This window comes from Neobacillus vireti, assembly GCF_001026695.1.
GTDB lineage: Bacteria > Bacillota > Bacilli > Bacillales > Cytobacillaceae > Neobacillus > Neobacillus vireti.
The window spans coordinates 57,582-82,158 of sequence record NZ_LDNB01000006.1 but is presented as its reverse complement, the minus strand read 5'-3'; the positions used below and the strand labels follow the sequence as shown (position 1 = coordinate 82,158).

The 24,577-nt window shown below is 41.1% G+C and carries 21 protein-coding genes; 5 read left to right on the top strand and 16 right to left on the bottom strand.

Annotated elements, in window-relative coordinates; genetic code table 11:
* Nucleotides 1-148 precede the first annotated feature (148 nt).
* The 4 genes from AA980_RS06620 to AA980_RS06605 all read right to left on the bottom strand — a co-directional run bounded on the left by AA980_RS06620 (nucleotide 149) and on the right by AA980_RS06605 (nucleotide 5,820).
* Nucleotides 149-1,954 carry a carbon starvation CstA family protein gene (locus AA980_RS06620; RefSeq protein WP_024028361.1) on the bottom strand — a complete coding sequence of 602 codons (1,806 nt, stop codon included), beginning with the start codon at nucleotides 1,952-1,954 and terminating at the stop codon, nucleotides 149-151.
* Nucleotides 1,955-2,089: 135 nt separating this feature from the next.
* Nucleotides 2,090-2,827, bottom strand: coding sequence for a LytR/AlgR family response regulator transcription factor (locus AA980_RS06615; protein WP_024028360.1), 738 nt, complete (start codon nucleotides 2,825-2,827; stop codon nucleotides 2,090-2,092).
* On the bottom strand, nucleotides 2,802-4,586 hold the full coding sequence (locus tag AA980_RS06610; RefSeq protein ID WP_024028359.1) for a sensor histidine kinase: 1,785 nt from the start codon (nucleotides 4,584-4,586) through the stop codon (nucleotides 2,802-2,804). The genes AA980_RS06615 and AA980_RS06610 overlap by 26 nt, the downstream gene beginning before the upstream one ends.
* Before the next feature lie 406 nt (nucleotides 4,587-4,992).
* Nucleotides 4,993-5,820 (bottom strand): GNAT family N-acetyltransferase, encoded by an 828-nt coding sequence (locus AA980_RS06605; RefSeq protein WP_024028358.1) that lies wholly within the window; start codon nucleotides 5,818-5,820, stop codon nucleotides 4,993-4,995.
* 355 nt (nucleotides 5,821-6,175) lie between these two features.
* Here AA980_RS06605 and AA980_RS06600 point away from each other — a divergent pair, with 355 nt between their 5' ends.
* Nucleotides 6,176-7,426: an MDR family MFS transporter gene (locus AA980_RS06600; RefSeq protein ID WP_024028357.1), complete on the top strand. Its 1,251-nt coding sequence runs from the start codon at nucleotides 6,176-6,178 to the stop codon at nucleotides 7,424-7,426.
* Nucleotides 7,427-7,487: 61 nt separating this feature from the next.
* Here AA980_RS06600 and AA980_RS06595 read toward each other — a convergent pair whose 3' ends face one another.
* Entirely contained in the window at nucleotides 7,488-9,434 is a 1,947-nt protein-coding gene (locus AA980_RS06595; protein ID WP_024028356.1) for a DUF4910 domain-containing protein, read from the bottom strand.
* A gap of 243 nt (nucleotides 9,435-9,677) precedes the next feature.
* On the opposite strand from AA980_RS06595, the gene AA980_RS06590 reads away from it, so the two are divergent.
* Nucleotides 9,678-10,004: a hypothetical protein gene (locus tag AA980_RS06590; RefSeq protein WP_024028355.1), complete on the top strand. Its 327-nt coding sequence runs from the start codon at nucleotides 9,678-9,680 to the stop codon at nucleotides 10,002-10,004.
* Nucleotides 10,005-10,201: 197 nt separating this feature from the next.
* On the opposite strand, the gene AA980_RS06585 is transcribed toward AA980_RS06590, so the two are convergent.
* The 8 genes from AA980_RS06585 to AA980_RS06550 all read right to left on the bottom strand — a co-directional run bounded on the left by AA980_RS06585 (nucleotide 10,202) and on the right by AA980_RS06550 (nucleotide 18,354).
* Nucleotides 10,202-11,665, bottom strand: a complete 1,464-nt coding sequence (locus AA980_RS06585; RefSeq protein WP_024028353.1) for a nicotinate phosphoribosyltransferase — start codon at nucleotides 11,663-11,665, stop codon at nucleotides 10,202-10,204.
* A 63-nt stretch (nucleotides 11,666-11,728) separates the two neighbouring features.
* Nucleotides 11,729-12,280, bottom strand: a complete 552-nt coding sequence (locus tag AA980_RS06580; RefSeq protein ID WP_024028352.1) for a cysteine hydrolase family protein — start codon at nucleotides 12,278-12,280, stop codon at nucleotides 11,729-11,731.
* A gap of 316 nt (nucleotides 12,281-12,596) precedes the next feature.
* Complete coding sequence (locus AA980_RS06575; RefSeq protein ID WP_024029694.1) at nucleotides 12,597-13,538, bottom strand: diacylglycerol kinase; 942 nt, start codon at nucleotides 13,536-13,538, stop codon at nucleotides 12,597-12,599.
* Nucleotides 13,539-13,755: 217 nt separating this feature from the next.
* Complete coding sequence (locus AA980_RS06570) at nucleotides 13,756-14,679, bottom strand: hypothetical protein (RefSeq protein ID WP_024029693.1); 924 nt, start codon at nucleotides 14,677-14,679, stop codon at nucleotides 13,756-13,758.
* Between the two features lie 84 nt (nucleotides 14,680-14,763).
* On the bottom strand, nucleotides 14,764-15,849 hold the full coding sequence (locus AA980_RS06565; RefSeq protein WP_024029692.1) for a hypothetical protein: 1,086 nt from the start codon (nucleotides 15,847-15,849) through the stop codon (nucleotides 14,764-14,766).
* Entirely contained in the window at nucleotides 15,846-16,427 is a 582-nt protein-coding gene (locus AA980_RS06560; protein ID WP_024029691.1) for an anti-sigma factor, read from the bottom strand. The genes AA980_RS06565 and AA980_RS06560 overlap by 4 nt, the downstream gene beginning before the upstream one ends.
* Entirely contained in the window at nucleotides 16,424-16,942 is a 519-nt protein-coding gene (locus AA980_RS06555) for an RNA polymerase sigma factor (protein WP_024029690.1), read from the bottom strand. Before AA980_RS06555 ends, AA980_RS06560 begins: the two co-directional genes overlap by 4 nt.
* A 632-nt stretch (nucleotides 16,943-17,574) precedes the next feature.
* Nucleotides 17,575-18,354 carry a class I SAM-dependent methyltransferase gene (locus tag AA980_RS06550; protein WP_024029689.1) on the bottom strand — a complete coding sequence of 260 codons (780 nt, stop codon included), beginning with the start codon at nucleotides 18,352-18,354 and terminating at the stop codon, nucleotides 17,575-17,577.
* Between the two features lie 111 nt (nucleotides 18,355-18,465).
* Between AA980_RS06550 and plsY the strand changes: the two genes are divergently transcribed.
* Entirely contained in the window at nucleotides 18,466-19,086 is a 621-nt protein-coding gene (gene plsY, locus AA980_RS06545) for a glycerol-3-phosphate 1-O-acyltransferase PlsY (protein WP_024029688.1), read from the top strand.
* A gap of 36 nt (nucleotides 19,087-19,122) precedes the next feature.
* Here the strand turns inward: plsY and lplT are convergent, their stop codons facing one another.
* Both lplT and AA980_RS06535 read right to left on the bottom strand, forming a co-directional pair.
* Nucleotides 19,123-20,349, bottom strand: a complete 1,227-nt coding sequence (gene lplT, locus AA980_RS06540) for a lysophospholipid transporter LplT (RefSeq protein WP_024029687.1) — start codon at nucleotides 20,347-20,349, stop codon at nucleotides 19,123-19,125.
* 204 nt (nucleotides 20,350-20,553) lie between these two features.
* Complete coding sequence (locus AA980_RS06535; protein WP_024029686.1) at nucleotides 20,554-21,105, bottom strand: thioredoxin family protein; 552 nt, start codon at nucleotides 21,103-21,105, stop codon at nucleotides 20,554-20,556.
* A gap of 223 nt (nucleotides 21,106-21,328) precedes the next feature.
* Between AA980_RS06535 and putP the strand changes: the two genes are divergently transcribed.
* Nucleotides 21,329-22,822: a sodium/proline symporter PutP gene (gene putP, locus AA980_RS06530; RefSeq protein ID WP_024029685.1), complete on the top strand. Its 1,494-nt coding sequence runs from the start codon at nucleotides 21,329-21,331 to the stop codon at nucleotides 22,820-22,822.
* A gap of 171 nt (nucleotides 22,823-22,993) precedes the next feature.
* Nucleotides 22,994-23,425, top strand: a complete 432-nt coding sequence (locus AA980_RS06525) for a VOC family protein (protein WP_024029684.1) — start codon at nucleotides 22,994-22,996, stop codon at nucleotides 23,423-23,425.
* 452 nt (nucleotides 23,426-23,877) lie between these two features.
* Here the strand turns inward: AA980_RS06525 and AA980_RS06520 are convergent, their stop codons facing one another.
* The gene (locus tag AA980_RS06520) at nucleotides 23,878-24,423 is read right to left on the bottom strand and encodes a GNAT family N-acetyltransferase (protein WP_024029683.1); all 546 of its coding nucleotides are present in this window, start codon (nucleotides 24,421-24,423) and stop codon (nucleotides 23,878-23,880) included.
* Nucleotides 24,424-24,577: the final 154 nt, after the last annotated feature.

Sequence of the window (24,577 nt, the reverse complement as noted above, 5' to 3'; positions counted from 1 at the left end):
GCGAATCTACAATTTTATTAGCGAATTCGACCAATTTATTAGCGAATTTTCAATTTTATTAGCGAATCAATAAAAAAACAATCTTTTAGATAAGAGCCAAATGAAAAAACAGCACCCATTCAATCTTCCATGAATGGGTGCTGTCATTTTATGCGACTTCCTGTTCAGAATTTTTTACTAAGACATCTTGTGGTATTTTCCATAGCTTAATCCATTTAGCAATCGAAGTAACCATGATGACGATGCCTAGAATCAGCATGACAATCGATAGGATACCATTTAGTACATTATATCCAGGGTTTGCTGAATTCAAGTAGACATTCTTCACCATCCAATATCCGGCTACCATGACTGTAACAAACAGGTAAGCTAGCGGGATTAGACATGTCAGCATGTACCAGCGCTTTTCTGCAATCTTGAGTACAACTGTTGCTCCAACAATGAGGCCGATTGATGCCATCAATTGGTTGGATACCCCGAACAGTGCCCAGACGGAACTAATGTCACCTGAGAAAAGAAGGTATCCCCAGACGAAACAGGCTAATGCACTGGCAACGATATTTGCTCCGATTGAATCTGTCCGTTTTAACGGTTTAATGAAGTCTCCTAAGAAATCTTGAATAAGGTAACGAGCAACCCGTGTTCCTGAGTCAATTGCGGTTAAGATAAAGACAGCTTCAAATAGAATAACAAATTGATAGAAATAGGAAGCTAATTTTGCAAAAATCGGAACAGCAGCGAAGATGTAGGTCATCCCGACCGCAAGTGTAACGGCACCACCTGTTCTGCCTTCAAGGTCCATGCCAACTTCTTTACCAAGTTCATCTAAATGAACCGTTTCCATTCCTAGTGTGGCAAATTTCTCTGGTGAGGAGTTAATCGCAAAGTAATCGCCGGGTTGCAGTGATACAGCGGCAATTAATGCCATAATCGCTACTAAACATTCGACAAGCATCGCACCAAAGGCAACACCTTTTATATCGCTCCATCGATTAACCATTTTCGGTGTTGTACCAGAGCCAACGAATGCGTGGAAACCTGAAATCGCTCCACATGCAATCGTGATGGAGATAAATGGCCAAACCGGACCCGCGATAACAGGACCCCCGCCATTCAGAAATTCTGTAAATGCTGGGAATTGTACATCTGGATTGACAATGAATACCCCAATTATTAATGCTGCAAATACGCCAATTTTCATAAAGGTACTTAAATAATCGCGTGGTGCCAGCAATAACCAAACCGGTAATGCTGCTGCAAAAAAAGCATAGATTGGAAGAATAAGTGCTAATGTACTTTTCTCAAGGGTTAATAGATCGCCCAACCATGTTCCTTGAATGTTTGGTCCTAAAATAATCGCGACCATGATTAATGCAAAGCCGACTATCGTAGCAATTTTTAAGTTTCCGGTCTTTTTATGATATAAACCAACCCCCATTGCTATCGGAATCGTGATCCCTACCGCAAATGTTCCCCATGGGTTTCTTTCAAGCGCACCGAGAACAACCATTGATAATCCAGCCATCGTAATCGTAATAATAAATAACATGGCTAGTCCTGTACAGAACCCTGCGACAGGTCCAAGTTCTTCTTTCGCTACTTCTGATAAAGATTTTCCATCTCTACGCATAGAGGCAAATAGCACGACCATATCGTGAACAGCGCCACCAATTACAGCACCGACTAGGAGCCAAATCAAGCCTGGCAAATAACCAAATTGGGCTGCCAAAATAGGACCAACTAACGGACCAGCTGCAGCAATCGCCGCAAAATGGTGGCCAAAAACGACCCATTTGTTTGTTGGGACATAGTCGCGTCCATCTTCCAACTTCTGAGCAGGTGTTGGTTTTGAATCATTAAGCCTTAAAACCTTTGCTGCCATGAAAGTACCATATAAACGGTACACAATTAAAAGGATACATATTGAAGCAATAACAATTGTAATCGCATTCATTCTTCTCCAAACCCCCTTACTTTTGTTTCTACATCTTCCATTTTACAAAATGAAAGCGCATTTAATTTATTTTCAAGATAAAATGCAGAAATAGAAGGGTGAGTTACAAAAATTAATCAATGAAATGCAAATTTTCTAAAAACCTAATTGCTGCTTTAATAACTTTACATATGTTCGACTTACGGGAACCTGCGAGCCATCCCTCATATGTAAATTATAAGTAGAATTAAACCATGGTTCGATTTCGACAATATGATCCAAGTTCACGATAAAACTTCGATGAACACGTAAAAATTTAGCGTTATTCACCTTTTTTTCCAAGACAACGAGTGCTTCAGCCACTTTATAGGCTTGCTCGCTTGTGACAATGTTACACTTACCTTCACTAGATTCTAAATAAAGAATATCTGCTACGGTTAGTAAAACAATCCGTTCATCAACAAGGACCGCTATTTTTCCATTATTGTTCTGTTTCACGGACGATTGGATCAGGTTATTCTTATCCCCGAGATTTTGCATCTTCTTAATTTTCTCCAAGGTTTTTTGAATCCGTTCTTCATCAAATGGCTTTAAAATATAATCGACTGCATCTAATTCAAATGCCTCTAAAGCATACTCATCATAAGCTGTTGCAAAAACAATCGCTGGAGTTTGCTCAAGTAGTTCTAATTGCCTCGCTAAACTCAACCCATTCTCTTCAGCTAATTCAATATCCAGAAAAACAAGATCTGGTTTTAGCTCTGTGATACCAGCGACTGCATCCTCGACACAATCAGCTTCTCCTAAAATTTCCACTTGTTCACTTCGAATCAGCAGGTATTTTAATTCATCTCTAGCTAATGGTTCATCATCCAATATATAGGCCTTCAACATCTTGATCAAACACTCCTTTACTGTCGAGCGGAATAGAAATGGTAATGGCAGCTCCACGATTGACTTTGCTTTTTAACATTAAACTGGCTTGACCATTGTATATTCCTTTTAGCCGTTCACTTATATTAAAAATCGCTGTGCCATTTCCTTTTTTAGAATCGACAACCTGGTTACCGAGAACTTCTATTTGACCTTCAGGTATTCCCTTTCCATTATCAGCTACAATAATTTGCAACAGATTCTTTTTTGAAAAAATCGTTACGGTAATTTGCCCTTGCGATTTACTTTGTGGAAAACCATAATGGATGGCATTTTCAACTAAAGGCTGCAAGATAAAAGGAGGAATCAGCACCTTTTCGAGCTCCGGTTCTATTTGAAAATCAATAGTATATTTGTTAGGAAAACGCGTTTGTTCTAATGATAAATAGGCCTTAACATTTGCTAATTCTTTTTCCAAAGGAATCAGCATCTGCCTGGCACCTTGAAGGTTTCCACGAAAAAAAGAGCTTAATTCCAATAGTAATTTACGTGCTTTATCTGCATCTGTCCGGCAGAGTGCTGAAATGGTATTAAGACTATTAAATAAAAAGTGTGGATGAATCTGTGCCTGTAAGGCTTTAATCTCTGCATCCTTTAATAACTTTGTCTGTCTTTCTGCCTCCGCAAGCTCAAGCTGCGTTGAAAAAAGATTTGCTAGACCTTCTGCCAATTCCTGCTGCACCTTGTCCAGTTTTTCAGGTTCTGTATAGTACATTTTGAATGTACCATAAATATTATTTTTAACTTTTAATGGCAGGACAATAGCAGCTTCTAACGGGCATTGACTATGAATACAGGAGATTTCCTGCTTCGTTCTTGCAAGTGAAATCTTCCCGCTATCGAGTACCCTTCTCGTCAAGCCCGTCTCAGGCTTGGTCTTAGGGACATGGTGATCGGAGGCAGCGCCAACATGTGCTAAAACTTGTTGATCATCGGTTATCGATACTGCGTCGGCATTCGTAAGTTCTAGGATAATCTCGGAGATTTCCTTACATGAGTGGATGGTTAGGCCTTGACGGAAGTATGGCAAGGTTTGATCCGCAATCAGAAAGGCTTGGTTTGTTTGATTTGCGCGCGCACGTTCTTCGTCCCGTTTCATGATTTGAATAATAAGCATAAACAGCAATGTCCCTAAACCATTGCCGAAAATCATCGGAAAACCAATGAGCTGAACGAGTTCCCAGGCATGGCTAAAGGGTTTTGCGGTAATTAGAATAATTAGCATTTGAACCGCTTCTAAGACCATTCCCATTATGACTGCAAACGCCGGGGTAATTTGTTTTCCCTTTTGTTTTCGCTTTTTTCCAAAGTATCCAGCCACAATACCAGCTAGAATGGTAGAAAGGGCACAAGAAAGGGCAGTGAAGCCGCCAAGTGTATAGCGATGGATGCCGGCAATGAGCCCAGCACCAATGCCAACGGCAGGTCCCCCTAGCAGCCCGCCAATCACAATCCCCATTACTCTAGTATTAGCAAGTGCACTCTCCTGGTTCATTTCAGAAAGCCACTCAGCCCTGCCGATGGTATGATGATGGACTTCAATTCCCGTATAATTACTAATGATTCCAAAGGTACCAAAAAGTAAAATAAGCATAACTTTTTCATTTGTACTGTGCTTATTTTGAATAACCTGGCGAAACGAGCGCATCTGCGCTAGCAAAAAAGCAACAATGACAATAATTCCAACCTTCTCGAGCATCAATGGAGCTAAATTGAGCATTTTTCTCCTCCTTTACTGACCAAATTCAAATGTTTCCATTAGTATCTAGTCAAAACATTCGTGCCCTGTACTCATTATAAGAAATGACAGGATTTTGCGAAAGAGGATTATCGAGTTAAAGAATTCCAGATTAAAAAGATGGTGCCAGGTATGCCCCGAAGTTTGTTGGAGAGGAGAGGCTCTTTTCTAAAAGTTTGTCGATATTTTTGATTCGCTAATAAAACCCTTCAATCCGCTAATAAATGCCCTGAAATCGCTAATAAAACTATAGATTCGCTAATAAATCTATAAAATTCGCTAATAAGGTGTAATATTACACTGCATTTTAGCTTTTGAGGGTATAAAAATAGCCAGAGAAAAAAAGGAACCGTTCATACCATATGACATGAACGGTTCCTCACTTGGTTTATTTAAGATATTGGTAATAATCTTGGGAATGATAGCTTCTAAATCCGCATGATTCATAGAGTCCCAGTGCATGGGCATTTTTGGCCTCTACCTCGAGAAAAATAGGCAATCCTTTTTGATCCGCGTTTATTACCACTTTTGTTAAAGCCTTTCTCCCGATCCCTTTCCCGCGGAGTTCGGGGAAAATAGCAAAACCATAAATCCATGCTTCACCATTCTTTTCAGAAACGCGCATTTTCCCGGCTGTTTTTCCATTTGCTTCAATAATGAGCCGTTGATCACCACTGTTGTCCCTGATCGTCTGATGATGCATACGCGCCTCTTCTTCACTAAACCCGAAGCCTGAGACTTCCAGTTGAATTTCCGCTTCCCGATCATCAGTTGATACTGACGGTCTAAGCGTAACTGCCGCATCCTCAGTCAATTCTGTTTTCTGCCATTTCATTTGATATTCTGCAACTGTAAAGGTACACGGAATCGTGTTTAAAAATTCCTTTGCCGTTTTTGAGTCAGTTGGGGCGTTTAACAAAATCGTTTCGATGTTTTGATTCTGCGCCTCCTCGAGTCCCATTTCCAGCAGTCTAGAAAATATTCCTCTTCTTCGGTATTCCGGGTGGACCATTCCACAAAGCTCGACCTTATTGCCAAATCCATAGCTTCCGAGAAAACCAACAAGCTGGCCATCTTCATAATGGAAGAAATCTTCTGTTTTATTTTCCACCCGGTTTGCAAGCATCTCAAAATTCAGCTTCAGCTCAAATCCGCCCTCGTTCTCACAAACCTCCTGCAGTTCCTTGATTTCATTTAATTGTTCCCTTGTTAACATTCTTATCACTCCTATCAAATCCACCTATTCTTATTCTTCTTACTGCCTGGTTATTCCTTCTTTCCGCAAGATTTTTGTTATTTTTTAACTAAATAAATATGTCTTTTAATGGGGCTTATTGGCAATCACGAGCCTTTATAAGCACAAAAAAAGACACTTCCGATGAAAGCGTCTTTAATAATTTAGAACAAATGTTCGTTTTTTGGAACAATTGAATTAAATAGGGCTATATTCGATTTTCATATTATTAGTATAAATTATTCCTAATTATAAGTCTATAATTTCACAAAAAATTGTTTTATAGTTTTTATACCCGGCCGGGGTGGATAGAGGCTGTGAAATGAGGGGGAATCTTGTGCACATACGTTTATGGGATAACAATTTGAAGGTGCGTTTAATCGGAGAAGGCCTGTTTAACATGCTTTTTTGGATGTACTTTCCTTTTATTACGGTTTATTTTAGTCAGGAATTAGGCAATGGGATTGCCGGCATATTGATGATGGTTCCACCGATCTTCAGCATGATTGGAAGTTTAATTGGAGGAGCGTTAACGGATCAGTTAGGGCGGCGTCCCGTAATGCTGCTGGGTGCTTTACTACAGACGTTGATGTTTGTTTTGTTTGCGGTGTCGCCGTCCCCGTGGATGGATTACATCGCCTTTATTGGCATTGGGCTGGGGGGAGCCGTCTATAGACCTGCAAGCTCCGCGATGGTGGCGGATCTTGTTCCGTCAGAAAACCTTCGCCAGGTATTCGCCACATTTACAACAGCCAATAATATTGGTGCCGTGCTTGGGCCTGCACTAGGAGCTATTTTCTTCTTCCATTATCGGCAAGAGTTGTTATGGACCTGCGCATTGGTCTTGCTAGTCTATTTTATCGCCATTTATTTTATGGTTCATGAAACAGTACCGCATTCGGCGAAAAACAAGAAAGGTTCCGTAGTGATTACCCGTGTAGTCAAGGAACAGTGGAAAGGATATGGCATTATTTTTCGTGATAAAGTGTTCCTAGTGTATATTTTAGCGGGAATCTGTTCCCTAATTCCGATTATGCAACTGGACCTCTATTTGCCAGTTTTCGTCATCAATCATGTTCCTGCCCAGGCTCTGTTCACATGGAATAGTGCTTCCCTTATGCTATCCAGTAAGGAGATATTTGGATGGCTCGTGGGGTTTAATGGTCTTTTGTTTGTCCTGTTTATTTTGCCCGTAACGAAATGGTTTGGTAAATGGAAAGAGCGGAATGTCTTCATTCTCTCATCACTGCTAGCCGGATTTGGGACATTCTTTGTCGGGCTAAACACGAATATATGGTACTTATTTTTCGTTACAATCATTTTCACATTTGGCGAAATGGTCCGCTCGCCAGTGACACAAAGCTTCATAAGCCGCTATGCTCCGGCGCATGCAAGAGGGCAGTACATGGGAGCCGATAGTTTGCAGTACACAATTGGAAAATTTTTAGCACCAATGATGGTTTTCCTGTCCAATTGGGTGCCACCTATGGGAATATTCAGTATCATCCTCCTTTTTGCATTCATCAGTATCGTGTTATACATCCAGTTATTTAGAATCTACGTGGAGCAACCGCTGGCACAGGATTGACGGGACACAGGGACAGGCATGTACCGTGTCCCCGTTCCCTCCTTAAGAGTGATGCTTGTCTCTATCTCCCTGCAATTATATTTAAAGTCAAACAAAGTTGTAGTAGTTCTTTTGCATACTCTGGAAAAAAATCACCTGTTTCATATTTCGTCAGGTAAAGTAGTTCTTTCACTGTCCGCAGCCCATCCATCCAATAAAAAAGGAAGTCAGCATATCCAAGTGGTACGGTCGGCTCCATTTCTTTTAACCAATGATACCTCTCTTGCAAAGATAACTGTTTAATTTCATCCGCCAAACGAATCGGGGCTTTATAATTTCTCCTGTAAATGGCATTCACCCAATCTTGTGATACATCCTGATTTGCAAGTAATGGCTGAAACTCTTTATTGGCGATTTCCGAGACGATCTCAGCCTGCTTAAGAATCAGCCCCTTCATTTGTCCGATCGCCTCTTCTAAACTCTTAAAATTTCGAAGGTTAGCGTATGAATCTAATTGTGATAAGGACTCCTCTTCATATTTTATATAGAGGGAATAGGCTTCTCTAAATTGCTCCTCAGGTAGATTTCTTTTTAATAGCCATTCTTTTGCATCACAAAGATGAGTACCGACTTTTCCCAAATGGTGCATTGTATAGGAAAGCCAATCAGACTCTTCTCCATTTGCCAAACCATAACCATATAAAGCAGTTATTGTTCCCACAAGCTTCATCATGTTCTCATCGAGATTTTTAGTAGAGTCATCTGTTGTATGGTAATGTTTATCTGGCCATTGAATGACCATTGGACATGGAATCCCAATCGCAGGATCAGAAATAATATAATGATCGCTTCCCCCGGAAAACCGCGTCTTCACATAGTGCACCGTGCTATATTCAGTTGTGCCAGTAAAATTCGATGTATTGTTAGCAATCTCTTCAACTAATTTATACGCAAAACTGTCAACAAATGTCGGCAGCGCCATTGGCGGTTGTTCAATACATAAAGGACCACCGCCTTTCGTTTGGTCAGCCCCTACCATATCTAAATTCAAAGCTGCCACTGTAAGTGGAATTCGCTCAGGATGCTGGTGAAAATAAGCACACGTTCCCGTCATTTCAGGCATCATTAAAAATCTGATACCAAGCTCTGGTTTCGGTAGGGTCCCTTCCTTTATTAATCGTGTTAACGTTCGCATCACTTCCATTAATGTACCCGGACCGGATGCGTTGTCCTGCCCACCAGGATAGGGGTGACATAGATGACTGACAAGTAGGATTTCCTTCTCACTTTTACCTGGAATAAGATATTCAATATTTTCAAATTGCCCATCTTCCAATTCAGCTTTTACAAAGGCATTTAATTGGACAGGTTGTTTTTTCGCAAGACTTCTAAGCTCTTCCCCGATCCTTGGAGAAACTACAAAACCAAAGGATTTCACTTCCTCTTCAAGGTTCCACCAAAATGATGTATATTGTCTTGTATCCGGTAAATCCATCCGGGTGCGGATTGGTTTGTATTCTGTAAGATTATCAAAAATAAGACCGGCACATTTATATTTCTCGACTGCTAACGCATGAATGATCGAAACATTTCCTCTGACTAGGGCCATTTTCCCCTCAAGATTTAGCCCCTCATAACTGCTTTCTTCTTCCGCATTTTCGATGACAACCAATTCAGCCTCAATTCCGTCTTTCGGTGTTGAAATACTTCTTTGAACGACAGAGATTTCTTCCTCATTAAAGCGGGCAATTCTTTTTCGGAACGGGGCTTCAATCCAAAGTTCTGCTTCTTCACATTTCCATTCCTGAAAAGAGAAATGTGATAAGATTCGCTCTCCGAATTGCGCGGGATACGATACAATTTCCGCATCCACTCCATCTCGTTTCAATAGCTGAATGACCTCATAGGCTGCTTGTCGATATCCCGGTGATGCTTGAATTCGATGGTATTGCGCAATTCGATCTGCATATCGAAAGGCTTGTCTGCCTGACAATTCTTCCTCAATCACTTTTTTCCAATTATTAAACATGTGATTCGCCTCCATCCCTTATCCTTCTTTAATTCTACTTTTCCAAATGAAAAACCTTTTTTCGGAACAGGGAGTCCCAGTTACTTATTTAAGAAAGAAAATGGGACACGGATCCTGTAAACTGTGTCCCACCAGCCCTTTTTTCAACAAAAGATGAAAAAATTGTCAGATTTTTTATGTTTTCAAATATAATAAAAGTGTATATGATTATAACTATCTCATTGGAAGGAGTGGATACCAATTATGAAATTAAAAACACTTTCCATTCCATTACTCCTTGCCTTCCTTGCTTTTAACTTCTTGCATTTTTCTAACACTGTTCAACGCTCACATCCTAGAATTAAAGCAATCATCAACCTTGATGATTCGGTAGCCAAGTCGCAATCGGACGATGAGAAAAAGCAGCTAATGGACCTGCAGATCCTGTTCGGGCTTACTTTGGTCCTACTAACAGCAGTGATTCCACTGATTAATTTGTCTTCAAAATTTGACAGAAAGCAGATTTTTCTTATCCCCATTTTTCATCAATCAAATTACGTGATCCTCCCTCTCGAATATTTAGATAACTAAATATAAGGGAGGAAGTTAATATGTGGATCCGCTTTGTGATCATTGGTTTCTTTTCGTTATCAGCAGCAGGCATGCTAACGTACCAGGGCATCGAAATATTCCATGCCTTTGTCGATTTCTTTAAGCAAAAATAACAAGTAAAAAGCAGACGCCAAAAGGTTGTTTAACAACCATTTAGCGTCTGCTTCTTTTTTGGCTTATTCCTTCATTGCCGCAACTTTCTCTTTCACTTCTTCAATGTTTTTCATCTTGTTATCCCAGCATTTTTGGCTCAGGTCAAGAGGGTAATCTTCCGGATTCATGATCCGCTTGTACTCATCCCATAATGCATCGAGATTTTGCTTCAGATACTCGCGGGACTCTTCTAAGCAAGGAATTTCATAAACGAGCTCTCCGCCCGTAAAAATATCTTCATGAAGCTCTTTTGCCGTAAAGTTTGTAACCACCTTATTAATGTAAGTATGGGTTGGGTGGAACATTCTTAATTTCTTTTCCGGGAGCTTTTCATCCTCCAGCGCAATGTAATCACCTTCCGCGTGGTGGTTGGTATTATTGATAATCCGGTACACCTTTTTCATCCCCGGAGTCGTTACTTTCTCCGGATTAGAGGAAATCTTAATCGTATCCTCCATGTAGCCGTCCTCTTCTTCAATCGTGACAATTTTATAAACAGCACCAAGGGCAGCCTGGTCGAAAGCAGTAATCAGCTTCGTGCCGATACCCCAGCTATCGATCTTTGCTCCCTGCGCTTTTAAGTTGATAATCGTGTGCTCGTCCAAATCGCTTGATGCATAAATTTTTGCATCAGTAAAACCGGCATCATCCAGCAATTTTCGCGCTTCCTTTGAAAGATAAGCAAGGTCACCGCTGTCAAGGCGAATTCCGATAAAATTAATCTTATCTCCCAGTTCCTTCGCCACTTTAATTGCATTTGGTACGCCGAGGCGGAGAGTATCATACGTATCGACTAAAAAGACACAGTCTTTATGTGATTCCGCATATTTATGAAAAGCAGTGTATTCATCTTTATAAGCTTGGACCATCGAATGCGCATGGGTTCCCGCAACAGGAATACCAAACATTTTACCTGCCCTAACATTGCTGGTTGCTTCAAAGCCAGCGAGATAAGCGGCTCTCGTGCCCCAAATAGCAGCATCCATTTCCTGAGCCCGTCTTGTCCCAAATTCCATCGCCACTTCATTGCCAACCACCTGCTTGATACGCGACGCCTTTGTCGCAATTAATGTTTGGTAATTCACAATGTTGAGCAAGGCTGTTTCAATTAACTGCGCTTCTGCCAAAGGTGCGTCAACCCGTATAATCGGCTCATTGCCAAAAACGAGCTCGCCCTCTTTCATCGAACGAATCGAGCCAGTGAAACGCATTTCTTTAAGGTATGCTAAAAAATCTTCCTTGTAGCCCACTTCATTTTTCAAATACTCAAGGTCTTCTTCGCTAAAACGGAAGCCTTGAATAAACTGAATGATCTTTTCTAGGCCGGCAAAAACAGCATAGCCATTGCCAAAAGGAAGCTTGCGGAAAAATAATTCAAAGACCGCGCGTTTATTATGTATCCCATCTCTCCAATATGTCTCTGCCATATTGATCTGATATAGGTCCGTATGCAAAGTTAAACTATCATCATGATAAATGTGTTTCATAATCGCCCTCCGGAATACTATTACAGCTTTTCACTATTACAAATAATCATACCATTAAAAAGACTATATAACCATAGCTCCGAGCGATTGTTCAAAATGTCCGAGGGCCCATTCATGCCCTGCCGGATTAAATGATGCAACAGCATCCTTATAGACAACAATCTTAAAGCCTTTATTATAGGCATCAACGGCTGTATGAAGAACGCAAATATCGGTGCAGACACCAACCAAGTGAACCTCGGTAATGCCCCGCTCACGTAATTTGATTTCCAGGTCTGTTCCTGCAAACGCGGAGTATCTTGTTTTATCCATATAAGCTACATTGTCACGGTTCTTGTTTTCATCATAAACCTGTTGTAGTGCGCCAAACAGATCCCTGCCAGCGGTGCCGCGAAGATTATGCGGCGGGAACAGCTTCGTTTCCGGATGATATTCATCGCCTTGATCATGAACATCGATGGCAAAAACAACATAATCGCCATTCTTAATAAATTCTTTTGTCAATTGGGAGATCTTACCTTCAATCGCCTGCCCTGGCTTACCGCATGTCAACGCCCCGGCATCCGCCACAAAGTCATACGTATAATCGATATTGATTAATGCCTTGTTTACCATTACCCCATCACTCCTTCTTCTGTCTTGACTGATGTCTTTAATCCATTATACATTCTATTCTTGAACGCTGAAAGCGAAATCTCTTTTAAAAAAAAGCTGTGTTAAAAGTGAATGTTGATTTCCGTTCCAGGCGCTTCGCTTTCCGCGGGGCGGGCGGTGAGCCTCCTCGGCGCTAAAGCGCTTCGGGGTCTCACCTGTCCCGCTGCTCCCGCAGGAGTCTCGCGCCTTCCACTCCAATCAACATTGTGATCAAAATCAACAATATTCTTTAAGCCAGCCTTTAAAAAAAGCCCGTCCCTTAGGAACGAACTTCTTCTTAACTATATTTCTTTCCTGATTGCCAATTTGTTGGCCGGTCATTTGGACGTATGTCGGCAAGTGGAACGAATACCTCTAAATGACGGTATAGGTTTTCAAACTCTGCTGGCAATAAACCACCAAATTCACCATCTAGATTCAACTGCACCTTTTCACTGGAATAAACTTTAATGCGATTCGCCTGCGTGTAGATCACATTCTGATCATTGACGTGCTCACCACGAACGGCTAACGTCGCAATTCGGATAAACTCAGCAAGATTTACCTTTTTCAAGATTAACAGCGAAAATAAGCCATCATTTATCGAGGCATCAGGCGCCAGCCTTTCAAAACCGCCAATCGAATTGGTCAGACCGACAAGAAACATCATCGCTTCGCCTTCAAATAACTTCCCATCATACTCGATCCTTAGGTGTGATGCCTTGATGGATGGCAGCATTTCCATGCCTTTTAGATAGTAGGCAAGCTGGCCGAGCATCGTTTTTAATTTGCTTGGCACTTCGTAGGTAAGTTCGGTAATTCTGCCGCCGCCCGCAATATTAATAAAATATTTATCATTAATACGTCCAATATCGACGGGGATCATTTCCCCTTTAGTAATAATATTGACTGCCGTACTAACGTCCCTTGGAATGTGTAAGGCACGGGCAAAGTCATTTGTAGTACCAGTCGGAATAATACCTAGTTTCGGGCGATACTCCTGATCCGCGAGGCCATTCACCACTTCGTGAATCGTTCCATCACCGCCCGCTGCAATAACGATATCATATTTACGTTTGACAGCAATCTGAGCTGCCTTCGTTGCATCGCCAGCACCAGTCGTAGCGTGACAGGATGCTTCATATCCGGCTGCTTCTAACTTTTGAAGAATTTCCGGAAGATGACGCTTAATCATTTCACGCCCTGAGGTAGGGTTGTAAATCAGTCTTGCTCTTTTCATCATTTCATCATCCTATTTTTTGAAATAACAATTGGCTCTGTTAGTTCTATATTCTACCAATTATCATCCTTGCTTACAAATCTTAGATAGCGGTTCCACGCCATCATCAAGCCAAAGTCCACTACCTATAATAACTCTTTTTGTTATTTTTGCAAAAAATAAAAAGCGGAAGCGCGCGTTCCGCCTCCGAAGCTTACTCTTATGTGCTAAGGTCTGTTTATTCGATTGTATTCAGGCTCACTGAATAAGCATCAGCAATATTAATCCGATATTTACCTTCACCGGATTGGTATAGCGCATTTTTTGCCCTCGATTGATCTTGATCCTCGGAACTTGCCTTCTCCGTTACCTTCCAGTCGCCATCCTTCCCTCTAACCTCTTGGACACCAACCGCAGCCACCTTTAAATTACTGCCCGATGCGACATCTACGGCAATCGAGGAGGTACTTTCAATGCTCCAATCATTTTCAAGCATCCGTGGTTTTAAGGTTAGCGAGTTATCATTACCAATGACTTCAAGTTTGACACCTTTTGGAACAAGAATCGTTGCCGCCACAATACCCTGTGAATAAAATGGCCCTATCTCGTTCGGCAGTGCCTTTACATTCAGATAAAGCGTATCACCCTTTTGTTTGGCGGCAATAATATCATCAGCGCTTTTAAGCAGCTTCGTTTTTTTCGCCGTTTGCACCCGGTACGTCCCGAACATCGAAACCTCTTTTTCCTCCGTCGCCTCAATCGTCATATCATAACCGACCGTCCGGATAACGACCCGTTTAATGCTATCATCGGTTTTATAAGCGAAAGCAGGCAGTTCGAACGAGCGCTCTTCCCTGGCCATAACATCTTCCACTTTGCCCATAATCCCTGTTGTACTTACTATTGCAAACACAATTCCAGCAGTCCCAAGCACTCCTACAAAGAAGATACTGAGAAAATCATATTTTAACATCGGCTTCTCCTGCCGAGACAAAAACAAATAAATCAAAATCTCAATCCCAAGAACTACCAATAAAAGTGGCCACCAGGCCGCCATTACCTGAACAAGATCTAATCCGAGAAACTTTGATAAAAAAAGGAAGAGGCCAAGGAATAAGAGCGAGGCCCCCATCGAAAACGTACCAACTCGCCATGTTCTCATATTTTTTCAGCCCCCTTCCTTTTTCGGAGCATAAACCCAATTCCGGCTCCGATTAGGACCAATCCTGTTATTGCTTTTCCCCACTTATTCATGATTCCCTGCCTCCTTCTTTTGCTTGCTTCCAGATAAAAGCTTGATCCCGCCGCCAATCAACAGGAGACAAACAAGTCCGGTTTGGAAGTAACCTTGAACCCAATACATAACGTCGATATTAATTAATCTTCCTATTATTGGTGAAAATGCCGGGAGCAGGACGTTCATTACTAAATAGTAGGCCCCCAGTAAAATTAGCCCAATTCCGACCCATTTTTGATGATTAAGAAAATAGGCGATGATTGGGATATCTTCAACTTTTTCTTCCCCATACCTTGACACCTTTTGCATCGCATCAAAAAAGCTATAAAACCAGATAATCGGGATTAAGAACAAGAAGATCCCAAGTCGTAACACATCTAAGATATAAACTGAAAACAAGAACGCGGCCATCAGTTGGATTCCACGGCGCTGCAAGCCTAGATACAGATGCCCTGCTCCAGGAAAAATCGAGAGGAAGGTGGCAATTGCCTTGCTTTTCTTTCCGTCCTCGCGCCGTAATTCAAAATCCTCATATATGGTTCGGTCAACTAGCTCCTCACCGCGCTGCTTTTTATTTACCTGCTGCACAGCATCAAAAAATCCGTATACCCAGATAATCGGCAAGCCCGCCAAAAAGACGAGAAACTCACTGCGGCTGGATAAGGCGGTAATAAAAATAACCATTACACCTAGCCCCAAAAAAGTGGCCAGTAACGTTAAGCCGCGATTCATTAATCCAAGTTGAAAATGACCTAGGCCGGGAACAAATGACAGAACAATCGTATAAAAACGTTCTGAATCTTGCGCGGTCTTTGAGTTCGGGAAGTCCGGATTCGCCTCCGTAAGTGCCTTCTTTTGTTTCGAAATCTGAACGCCCATATCAATGAAACTAATCAAATAGATGAGGATACCGGTCATGAAGGTTAGGACCGCAAATTCCCCATTATGATTATAGGAGAATAAATTAATTACCGTTACAAACGCCAATCCTATTACCGATAGTAAATACAGCATCCCGCGAAACATATTGCCGAAATAAATATGACCGAGGCCAGGAAATAGCGATAATGTTAATGCCTTCGTCGAACTTTTCATTTCTTATTTGCCTCCTTTTTTTCTAGTGAATCCATCCATGCAAATGTTTTATTAATAACACCTTCCGTCACAGAAGGCTTTTTTTCCTGAACTTGTATCGGGCTTTCGACTGATTTCGCATAAGTTGCAAGCGATTGAAACGCGCCAGAGAATGTCAATAACAGCGTTGCAGCCGCCGCCAGCAGATAGTGGAATGCCGCCTGCTGATAAAAAGGTTTCTTCCTATTGGTAGGTTTTCGTCCCACTTGCTTGGTGTTAGGCACCGAAGGAACCTTTGTCATAGGGTTAATATTGTTAACGGTGTCAGGCACCAAATGAACTATTGGCATAGTGTCAAGATTACCAACGGTGTCAGGCAACGCCTCTTTTTTCTTCGAGACCTCAGCCATCACCAGATCTGTAAAGTTACTCTCATTTGATAAAATCGGAAGTGATGTTTCATTTGCCGCCATTGCTTGTAAATATTGCTCCAGACATTGATCGCACGTATACAAGTGAGTTTCAAGCTGCTCACGTTTTTGGTCATTCATATCGTTTTTTACGTATTGCACCCATTCCTCATAACAGTAATGCTTCATGAAAAATCGTCCTCCTTCCAATTCTTTTTCATCCAATGACGAGCCCGGTACAGCTTGGTTTCAATCGTCTTTACCTGGACATTTTGTTCCTCGGCCATTTGCTGATAGCTTTTTTCCGCTATGTAAAAGCCGTAGATTACTTCACGGTAATTCTCTGGTACTTCATTCAGCTTTTTCCTAACCAGCCTGCGCCGGTCCTGCTCGATAACCTCATTTTCAACACTATCCTTGGGTGTTCCTAAGGCATGTTGCTCGAGTGCGTCGACAACTTCCTCTCTTCTTCTTGCCTGTTTCCGCTTTACATCTATCGCATGATTCACGGCAATCCGCGTCATCCACGTTTTAAAACCTTGATTTTCATATTGGGGGAGAGCAGTATATATTTTCATAAACACTTCTTGGGCAGCATCTTCCGCTTCCTTCTGATCACGAAGAACAGCAAAGGCGGTCCGGAACACATCATTGCGGTATTTCTCAACCAAAAGGCGAAAGGCATGATCATTGCCGCCAAGCACTTTTTCGATTAAAGCTGTGTCACTAATCGTACTCTCCCCCTTTCTTTTTTGTCTATCACTTGAATAGACGAATCGTTTTTTATAAACCCCTACACTTTTTTTAAAAATTTATTTTTATCATACCATGCTTCTTAAAAAAAATAGGACAGGGATTAGTGGAGGTTATTAATTTTTCAATGCTTTTTTGATGGTAACCACGCTTGATAACCGGAGATTTTTTGAGGCGCGCATCAAAAGATGGTAGCTTTTTATGATTCGCTGATAAAATCGGAAATTCGCTGATAAAGTACTTGAATTCGCTGATAAAATTGGTAATTCGCTGATAAGCTTTCGAAATCCGCTGATATATATCGTTCGGTTTAAAATAAAGTGTAATTTTACACCTTCTTTTGAACTTTAATGAGTTTAAACAATGTTAATAACAGAAAATAACATTGCTTCATGGGGGTTTGGCTATTTTTGATAAAGTTTTGTCCATTTTTTATATGGTATTGGCTATTTTTCAAAGGGTTTTGTTTATTTTTTTAATAGTTTTGGCTATTTTTCGAAGCCTTTTGTCTAATTAGACATTTAATGGGAATAACCAAACAAAAAAAACGTGCAAGAACCCGCCTCGCACGAAAAAAATGATATTAAACTAATCGTAAAATACAAACATTGCACTCATGTGGAATGGCGTATGGCTCTTGGTCTGGTAATACCTCAACTAATTTCTGAAGTGCTTGTTTCCTGACCGGCTCATCCAATCCCGCCAGCAACGAGATGGATTCTATCCGTTCAACCCATTCCTTTTTCGAAAAACTTACCGAGTAATTTAACTTATAAAAGTCTCTTAGCTCAAAGCCGCCACTTTGCCATTCTTCGAACCATTCAACCGGGAAGCCATTAATACGCTGCTTGGACGTTGCCTTCGAACCAGCTGGCTTTAATCCCCCATCTACGTATTCTGTCAATACCTCTAAGGTTTTTTCTACAGCAGCCGAATCTGCTAGAAAACCAGAATCAATAACAATTAACGTCCCTTTATCTTTTAAAATCCGTTTCATTTCTTGAATGGCCTTAGAACAGTCGAACCAATGCCAAGCCCGCATAACAGTGACAATATCATACTTGGAATCTTCTAAACCGGTAGCCTCTGCCGTTCCTTGCCAATACAGAATCGTAAAGTTTTTCTTCTGATTCAAAGCCTTCGCCTGATTCAGCAATTCTACTGATGGCTCAATGCCAACAATATCCGCTTTTCTCATCGCGATTTTCCGCGTTAACGCACCGGTTCCGGAGCCGATATCAGCAACCTTTTTTCCATCAAAAAAAATATTGCGCAGCTGCAGGCTGTCCATTAACGTGACCGGAATATCTTCTCTTGAACGGGCATAGCTATTAGCAACCTGGCCAAAATCAATCTGTTTCATGTTGGGCGCTCCCTTTATTACCGAATAGTGATAATTCAACAAAATAATACCATTTAATTGTGATAGAATGCTATTAGAATAAGAAATTTATTTAATGAGGGAATGATGCTTATGTTGTGGCTGTTGCTAATTGCTTCCTATTTAATTGGAAGTGTTCCCACTGCCTTGATTATGGGCAAGCTGCTCTTTGGTGTGGACATCCGCGAGCATGGCAGCAAAAATCCCGGTGCAACCAACACCTTGAGGGTTCTCGGGAAAAAATCTGCCATCTTCGTGCTCCTCATCGATCTTGCAAAAGGCGCCTTAGCAGCATACCTGCCCATCTACTTTAACTTAACTATTGAGCCGCTCTACTTCGGACTAATCGCAGTTGTCGGTCATTGCTTTCCAATCTTTGCAGGCTTTCGTGGCGGAAAAGCGATTGCGACCACAGCAGGGGCACTGTTGGTTGCTAACCTTCCGTTATTCATAGTTTCTTATCTCACCTTCTTTTGGGTCATTTTTTTAACAAAGTATGTATTTTTGGGTTCCATCTCAGTTGGCCTGAGCATGCTCGCCTTTGCTTTTATCTCACCAAAACTAGAATTAGAACTTATCTTTTTATTTTTCTCGTTATTATTAATTTATCTGCACCGCTCAAACATACGTAATTTCATCCTTGGCATCGAGCCGAAAATTAATGATAAAACCTTGATTAACGACCGCATCCCGCCGAAAAACAGCGGAATTTAATATAGTGCCCCGGTAAATGAACTGGGGCTCTATTTTTTACTTTGATACTCCTGAATTTACACCGAGTGAGGACTGACTCCACTTTTTTGATTTATAACTTAAATACAAAATAAACAGTAAATAGATACATGCAAAAAGAACAAGCGAAGTGGTGACGGAAAACCCGTATCGCGAATTTAAAAGATACACAGAGTAAGTTCCAAATAACATCGTCAAATTATCAACAAAATTTTGGACGGCAATGGTTTTACCGACTCCGAGCGTTCCACTCCCTTCCTCTTGCAGCGTTGCATTTAAAGGAATAATGAATAAACCGGCGAATACTCCAAGAGCTAGCAACACTAGACAGACAACTATTTGCGCAAACAGATTATGTCCGTAAAGCAGCGGGAAAATAATCGCAAGTCCCGCAACAATTAAACCATAAAGATTGGCTCGGTAAAACTTTTCAACCGATGTATATTTTTTTGCTAATAACGAGCCAATGACAATCCCAATAGCCGTCATTCCAATAATTAATGATAACGGAAAACCGCTTTTAATCCCCAAGTGCAGGGGAATCCAGAGAAATAATGCATTTTTAATAACAACTGAGATCATCCAAAACGCACCGCTGCCAACAAGAGTGAAATTGAGTCGCGGGTTTTGAAACGAAAACTTTACATCCTGGAAAAATTGTAATGCTTCCTTTTTATAATGTAAGTTCTTGTTTCCTTCATTTACAGGTATTCTTATTGCCAACAAAACGGACAAACAATAAATGCCTAAACAAAGGATTTTTCCAAAGAAAGAATGAGAAGCTAAAATCCCCCCAACAACCGTACCTAAGATAATCGCTAAAATGGTGAACCCTTCTAACTTTCCATTCGCATCAAGCAGTTCTTTATTGCCTGTTGTCAATTCTTTTAAAATACCATATTTGGCCGGACCATAAATCGCTGCCCCGAGACCGATGACCCCATAGCTTAACGCTGGACTAAAACCGATAATTAATAATAAAATTCCAATTACCTTGACCGTATTCCCTGTAAAAAGCACCCTCGACTTCGCATTTCGATCCGCAAACGTGCCAACAAATGGGGCGAATAATACATAGGCAAACAGGAAGAACGTTTCTACTAAAAAAATGTATGGATTATGATCATCATTGGTTCCAAGCGATTCCTTCATCATAAAAGCAATAATAATGATGATGGCACTGTCGGCAAAAGCCGATAAAAACTGAGTAATATTTAAAGCATTTATTGGCTTTTTCACATTCATGTTCCAGCTCCTTTTTCTGAATTAACAGTTGGAATTTTCACTCTTTTTCATCAAAAAAAAATCATCGCTTACACAAATTGTACTATTTTTCATACTATTTAGCGATAGCTGCGGGAAATTATTCTTAAGATAACTCACTTTGCGTCATCGATTCCCCTAGCACATTAAAAGACCCCTGATGACATCCACCAGGGGGCAATTTAATTATAATAATGTCTGCTTAATACTATTAGCAACAGTCTGCCAAATAGCTGCATCCGTTTGGTAAGAAGCTGCCAGGTCTTTATAGAGCGCCATTTGCTTCTCCTGGAAATCCTCCGCATCCTTATCCGGCAAAGCTGCCCGCCGCTCCATCACAAGCGCCTGCACTTCAGGCGCCCTTGGCCCCCAAACTCCCACTTCACTGCCTTCTTCATTTAGAAAAATATAAATGGGAATCGCTCGTGACGTGCCGTTCGTTAAGTATTGGTCCATTAACTCGAGATTTTGGTCGCGGAGGACAACACGAAGTTCCATACCCGCTGCCTCGGCTATCCGCATCAAAATCGGGTTATTCAGCAGCGCATCGCCGCACCAATCCTCAGATAGCACAATGGCACGCAGATTTTGTGTTCTTAAAGTCTCCAGCTGACTTTTATCCTCGGCTGTCAATGCAAAATGCTCATAAATGCTAATCATTTCATCTCGATTACGCGTCATCGCGTTTATGTACTCGTCCATAGTCATTCCTTTTTGAAACCACGCATTTAAATCCATCTTCCTTGCACCCCTTTCATCTTCTTTTATCATAATCGTTTCAACCAAATCATACAAAAGAACCGCTTTTATTTTTTTCTAATCATTATGTCATATGTATTTTTTACTATTTCGCAAAAGTAATAATTTTACACTAGAATTAAGCATTTCCAATTGATAGAATATTCCGTATAACCATAGTATTCCTAAATTATTTTTTATCTATAATAAAGGGGGAGAGTGTATGTCCAATGTTGCACTCCAATTGGTCTCAATTGGAGTCTATCTTGCGATGATGTTGTACATCGGCTGGTATTCCTATCGAAAAACAAGCAATCTTACGGATTACATGCTTGGGGGAAGGTCGTTAGGGCCTGCCGTCACCGCCTTAAGTGCCGGCGCAGCTGACATGAGCGGCTGGCTGTTAATGGGCTTGCCCGGGGGAATCTATGTAACCGGTTTAGCAGACGCGTGGATTGCCATCGGTCTGACAATCGGAGCATATTTAAACTGGCTCTTAGTCGCACCGCGCCTGCGCTCATATACTCAGGTTGCCAATGATTCAATCACGATTCCCAGCTATCTTGAAAACCGCTTTAAAGACAATACAAAACTGCTCCGGATTGTTTCAGGTATTGTTATTCTTCTTTTCTTTACCTTCTATGTTTCTTCAGGGATGGTTTCGGGAGCAGTATTCTTTAAAAGTTCATTCGGAACAAGCTACCAAACAGGCCTTTATATTGTTGGCGGTGTTGTCGTTACCTACACTTTATTTGGCGGGTTCCTCGCGGTTAGCTATACAGATTTTATTCAAGGGTTAATGATGCTGATTGCCCTGCTGCTGGTTCCAGCACTTGGAATTTTTTACACAGGCGGACCTGCCGAAACAATTGATACGATTCGCGCCATCGATGCTACTAAACTTGATCTTTTAAAGGGAACATCCTTTATCGGAATTGTGTCGGCGATGGCATGGGGGCTAGGCTATTTTGGGCAGCCGCATATCATCGTCCGCTTTATGGCCATCAAAACGATCAAAGAGACAAAGAGCGCCCGCCGGATTGGCATGGTCTGGATGATTTTCTCGCTTATAGGAACTGTTTTCACTGCCCTTGTCGGTATTGCTTTTTTTAAACAAAACCCGCAATTTACGTTGGATGATCCTGAAGCAGTATTCATTCAATTGGGGCAAATTTTATTTCATCCAATCTTCGCCGGCTTTGTCTTGGCGGCAATCCTAGCGGCGATTATGAGCACCATCTCTTCGCAGCTAATCGTGACTTCCAGCGCACTTGTCGAAGACTTATACAAAATAGTCGTGAACAAAAATGCGAAGGATCAACAGCTTGTCTTTTTAGGCAGAATGTCTGTCCTAATTGTCGCTGTCGCAGCTGCTGCTCTAGCGTTCAAACAAGATAACACCATTTTAGACCTCGTTGCCTATGCGTGGGCAGGCTTTGGCGCCTCCTTTGGTCCGAGTATTTTATTAAGTTTATTTTGGAAAAAGATTACGAATTGGGGTGCCTTGTCCGGGATGGTTGTCGGTGCCGTTACCGTCATCGTCTGGAAAAATGGCGACCTCGGCAAAGTCTTTTTCGGCGAATCACTCTTTGAAATCGTGCCAGGCTTTGTTCTCAACCTGCTTGTTGCTGTCATTGTTAGCTTAATCACTTATAAGAAAAATGAAGCGATTGAGAAGGAATTTGATGAGAGTGTCCGTTTATTGAAACAGGAATAGTGTTTTGAAGCGCTCGGTTCATTACTGAGCGTTTTTTAAATGCGGCATATCTTTTGCCATTGCTGTTAGTCAGTTTTTACCCAAATTGAGATTTTTCATCTATCAAGGAGGAGAATTTTCATTATTTAAAGAAATGTAAAGAAACAATACTGTGTAATGGAGGAATTGAGAATGGTCCCACAAAGAGTAAGTTTATTAACATTAGGTGCAAGAAATTTACCTTCACTCCGTGCTTTTTATCAATCGCTAGGCTGGGAAGAAACGGAATTTAGCTCGGACCAATACGCCGTCTTTAAAACAGCAGGCACATTGCTATCCTTATTTCCGATAGCGGAGCTTGCCAAAGATGCCGGCATCGAAATTTCACAATCAACCGAAACTTTTCACGCAGTGACTTTTGCGATTAATGTTGAGAATCGTGAACAGGTTGACTCAACCATTGAAGAAATCCGTGAAGCCGGCGGGAAAATATTACGAGAACCAAGTGATGCCTTTTGGGGCGGCCGCACCGCCTATTTTGCCGACCCTGAAAACAATCTCTGGGAATTGGCTTGGAATCCAAGCTCCGTCTTTGATGAACGCGGGGCGATGATCTCGTTTTAATGTTAAAAAGGTATCTATGAAGTATTTTAGATACCTTTTTTTATTTTTTAAGTAAATTTGCAGTTTTATTGATATTCAACTTCTAAAAAGACGGTGATTTCTCAAAATAAGCTTTAAAAATATACATTGTTACCTTCTTTTCGCTTATTAATCAGAGGTATTGGATTCTTATTTGCGAAAATCTACGTTTTATTTGCGAAATTGCACGTTTTATTTGCGAATCTCCCGGTTTTATTTGCGAATTGAATTTCAGAGCTTCAAAGCAGCCATTAGTTTCCTAATTAATAAAAAAACTAATGCCAGATATTTTTTATCAGCGGTTTTCTGGAATTTATCAGCGATTTCCGTCTGTTTATCAGCGAATTAACGCACTTTATCAGCGAATATGAGATTTTATCAGCGAATCGATAAATGTTCAACTAAAGATCCCTACACTGTTAGCTAGAAATCTATTATTCTTTATTCCAATCCTCAGCCAACATCCCGTATACTATATGGTCAACGTAATGGTCATACAACCATTCGGCTTGTCTGATGCAGCCTTCGTTTACAAAACCTAATCTTTCAGGAATACCTCGGCTTTTCTTATTCTCCACTGCTGCCCTAATTTCAACTCGGTTTAACTTTAATTCGCTTATGGCATAATCGGTCAGTGCTCTAGCTGTTTTAGTCATGATCCCATTTCCTTGGTATTCCGCAGCAAGCCAATAACCAATGGAAGCTTTTTTATTCGACCAATCAATCGTGTTAAAGCTCGCAGCTCCGACGATTTCCCCTTTGAATAAAATTACTGTATTCATACTATTATTCTCGGCATACCCCTTTAAACACATTTGAATAAAACCTTTTGTATCCTCAATTTTAGTCGTCATATCAAGCCACGGGAGCCACACCCGCAAATGTTCTCTATTATGGTCCGTCAGTTCAAATATTCTTTCAGCATCATTTAATTCTATTAACTTCAGAGAAACCTCTTCGTCAATCTTATGGATAAACATAATTCTCCCCCTCTTGGTAACTAGTTTATTTTGAATATTAACATATTTGTCAGTGTAAAATCCAAGTGCTTTACAAATATTTTGCTAAATATGTCGAATCACGCTCGACTTTTCCCCCACACAAAAAGCCGACAGAAAAAATCTGCCAGCTTCT

Bases quoted from the DNA above. Each gene is read 5' to 3' on its own strand.
- AA980_RS06620 (WP_024028361.1), bottom strand. From the start codon at position 1,954: ATGAATGCGATTACAATTGTTATTGCTTCAATATGTATCCTTTTAATT.
- AA980_RS06615 (WP_024028360.1), bottom strand. From the start codon at position 2,827: ATGTTGAAGGCCTATATATTGGATGATGAACCATTAGCTAGAGATGAA.
- AA980_RS06610 (WP_024028359.1), bottom strand. From the start codon at position 4,586: ATGCTCAATTTAGCTCCATTGATGCTCGAGAAGGTTGGAATTATTGTC.
- AA980_RS06605 (WP_024028358.1), bottom strand. From the start codon at position 5,820: ATGTTAACAAGGGAACAATTAAATGAAATCAAGGAACTGCAGGAGGTT.
- AA980_RS06595 (WP_024028356.1), bottom strand. From the start codon at position 9,434: ATGTTTAATAATTGGAAAAAAGTGATTGAGGAAGAATTGTCAGGCAGA.
- AA980_RS06590 (WP_024028355.1), top strand. From the start codon at position 9,678: ATGAAATTAAAAACACTTTCCATTCCATTACTCCTTGCCTTCCTTGCT.
- AA980_RS06585 (WP_024028353.1), bottom strand. From the start codon at position 11,665: ATGAAACACATTTATCATGATGATAGTTTAACTTTGCATACGGACCTA.
- AA980_RS06580 (WP_024028352.1), bottom strand. From the start codon at position 12,280: ATGGTAAACAAGGCATTAATCAATATCGATTATACGTATGACTTTGTG.
- AA980_RS06575 (WP_024029694.1), bottom strand. From the start codon at position 13,538: ATGAAAAGAGCAAGACTGATTTACAACCCTACCTCAGGGCGTGAAATG.
- AA980_RS06570 (WP_024029693.1), bottom strand. From the start codon at position 14,679: ATGAGAACATGGCGAGTTGGTACGTTTTCGATGGGGGCCTCGCTCTTA.
- AA980_RS06565 (WP_024029692.1), bottom strand. From the start codon at position 15,849: ATGAAAAGTTCGACGAAGGCATTAACATTATCGCTATTTCCTGGCCTC.
- AA980_RS06560 (WP_024029691.1), bottom strand. From the start codon at position 16,427: ATGAAGCATTACTGTTATGAGGAATGGGTGCAATACGTAAAAAACGAT.
- AA980_RS06550 (WP_024029689.1), bottom strand. From the start codon at position 18,354: ATGAAACAGATTGATTTTGGCCAGGTTGCTAATAGCTATGCCCGTTCA.
- plsY (WP_024029688.1), top strand. From the start codon at position 18,466: ATGTTGTGGCTGTTGCTAATTGCTTCCTATTTAATTGGAAGTGTTCCC.
- lplT (WP_024029687.1), bottom strand. From the start codon at position 20,349: ATGAATGTGAAAAAGCCAATAAATGCTTTAAATATTACTCAGTTTTTA.
- AA980_RS06535 (WP_024029686.1), bottom strand. From the start codon at position 21,105: ATGGATTTAAATGCGTGGTTTCAAAAAGGAATGACTATGGACGAGTAC.
- putP (WP_024029685.1), top strand. From the start codon at position 21,329: ATGTCCAATGTTGCACTCCAATTGGTCTCAATTGGAGTCTATCTTGCG.
- AA980_RS06525 (WP_024029684.1), top strand. From the start codon at position 22,994: ATGGTCCCACAAAGAGTAAGTTTATTAACATTAGGTGCAAGAAATTTA.
- AA980_RS06520 (WP_024029683.1), bottom strand. From the start codon at position 24,423: ATGTTTATCCATAAGATTGACGAAGAGGTTTCTCTGAAGTTAATAGAA.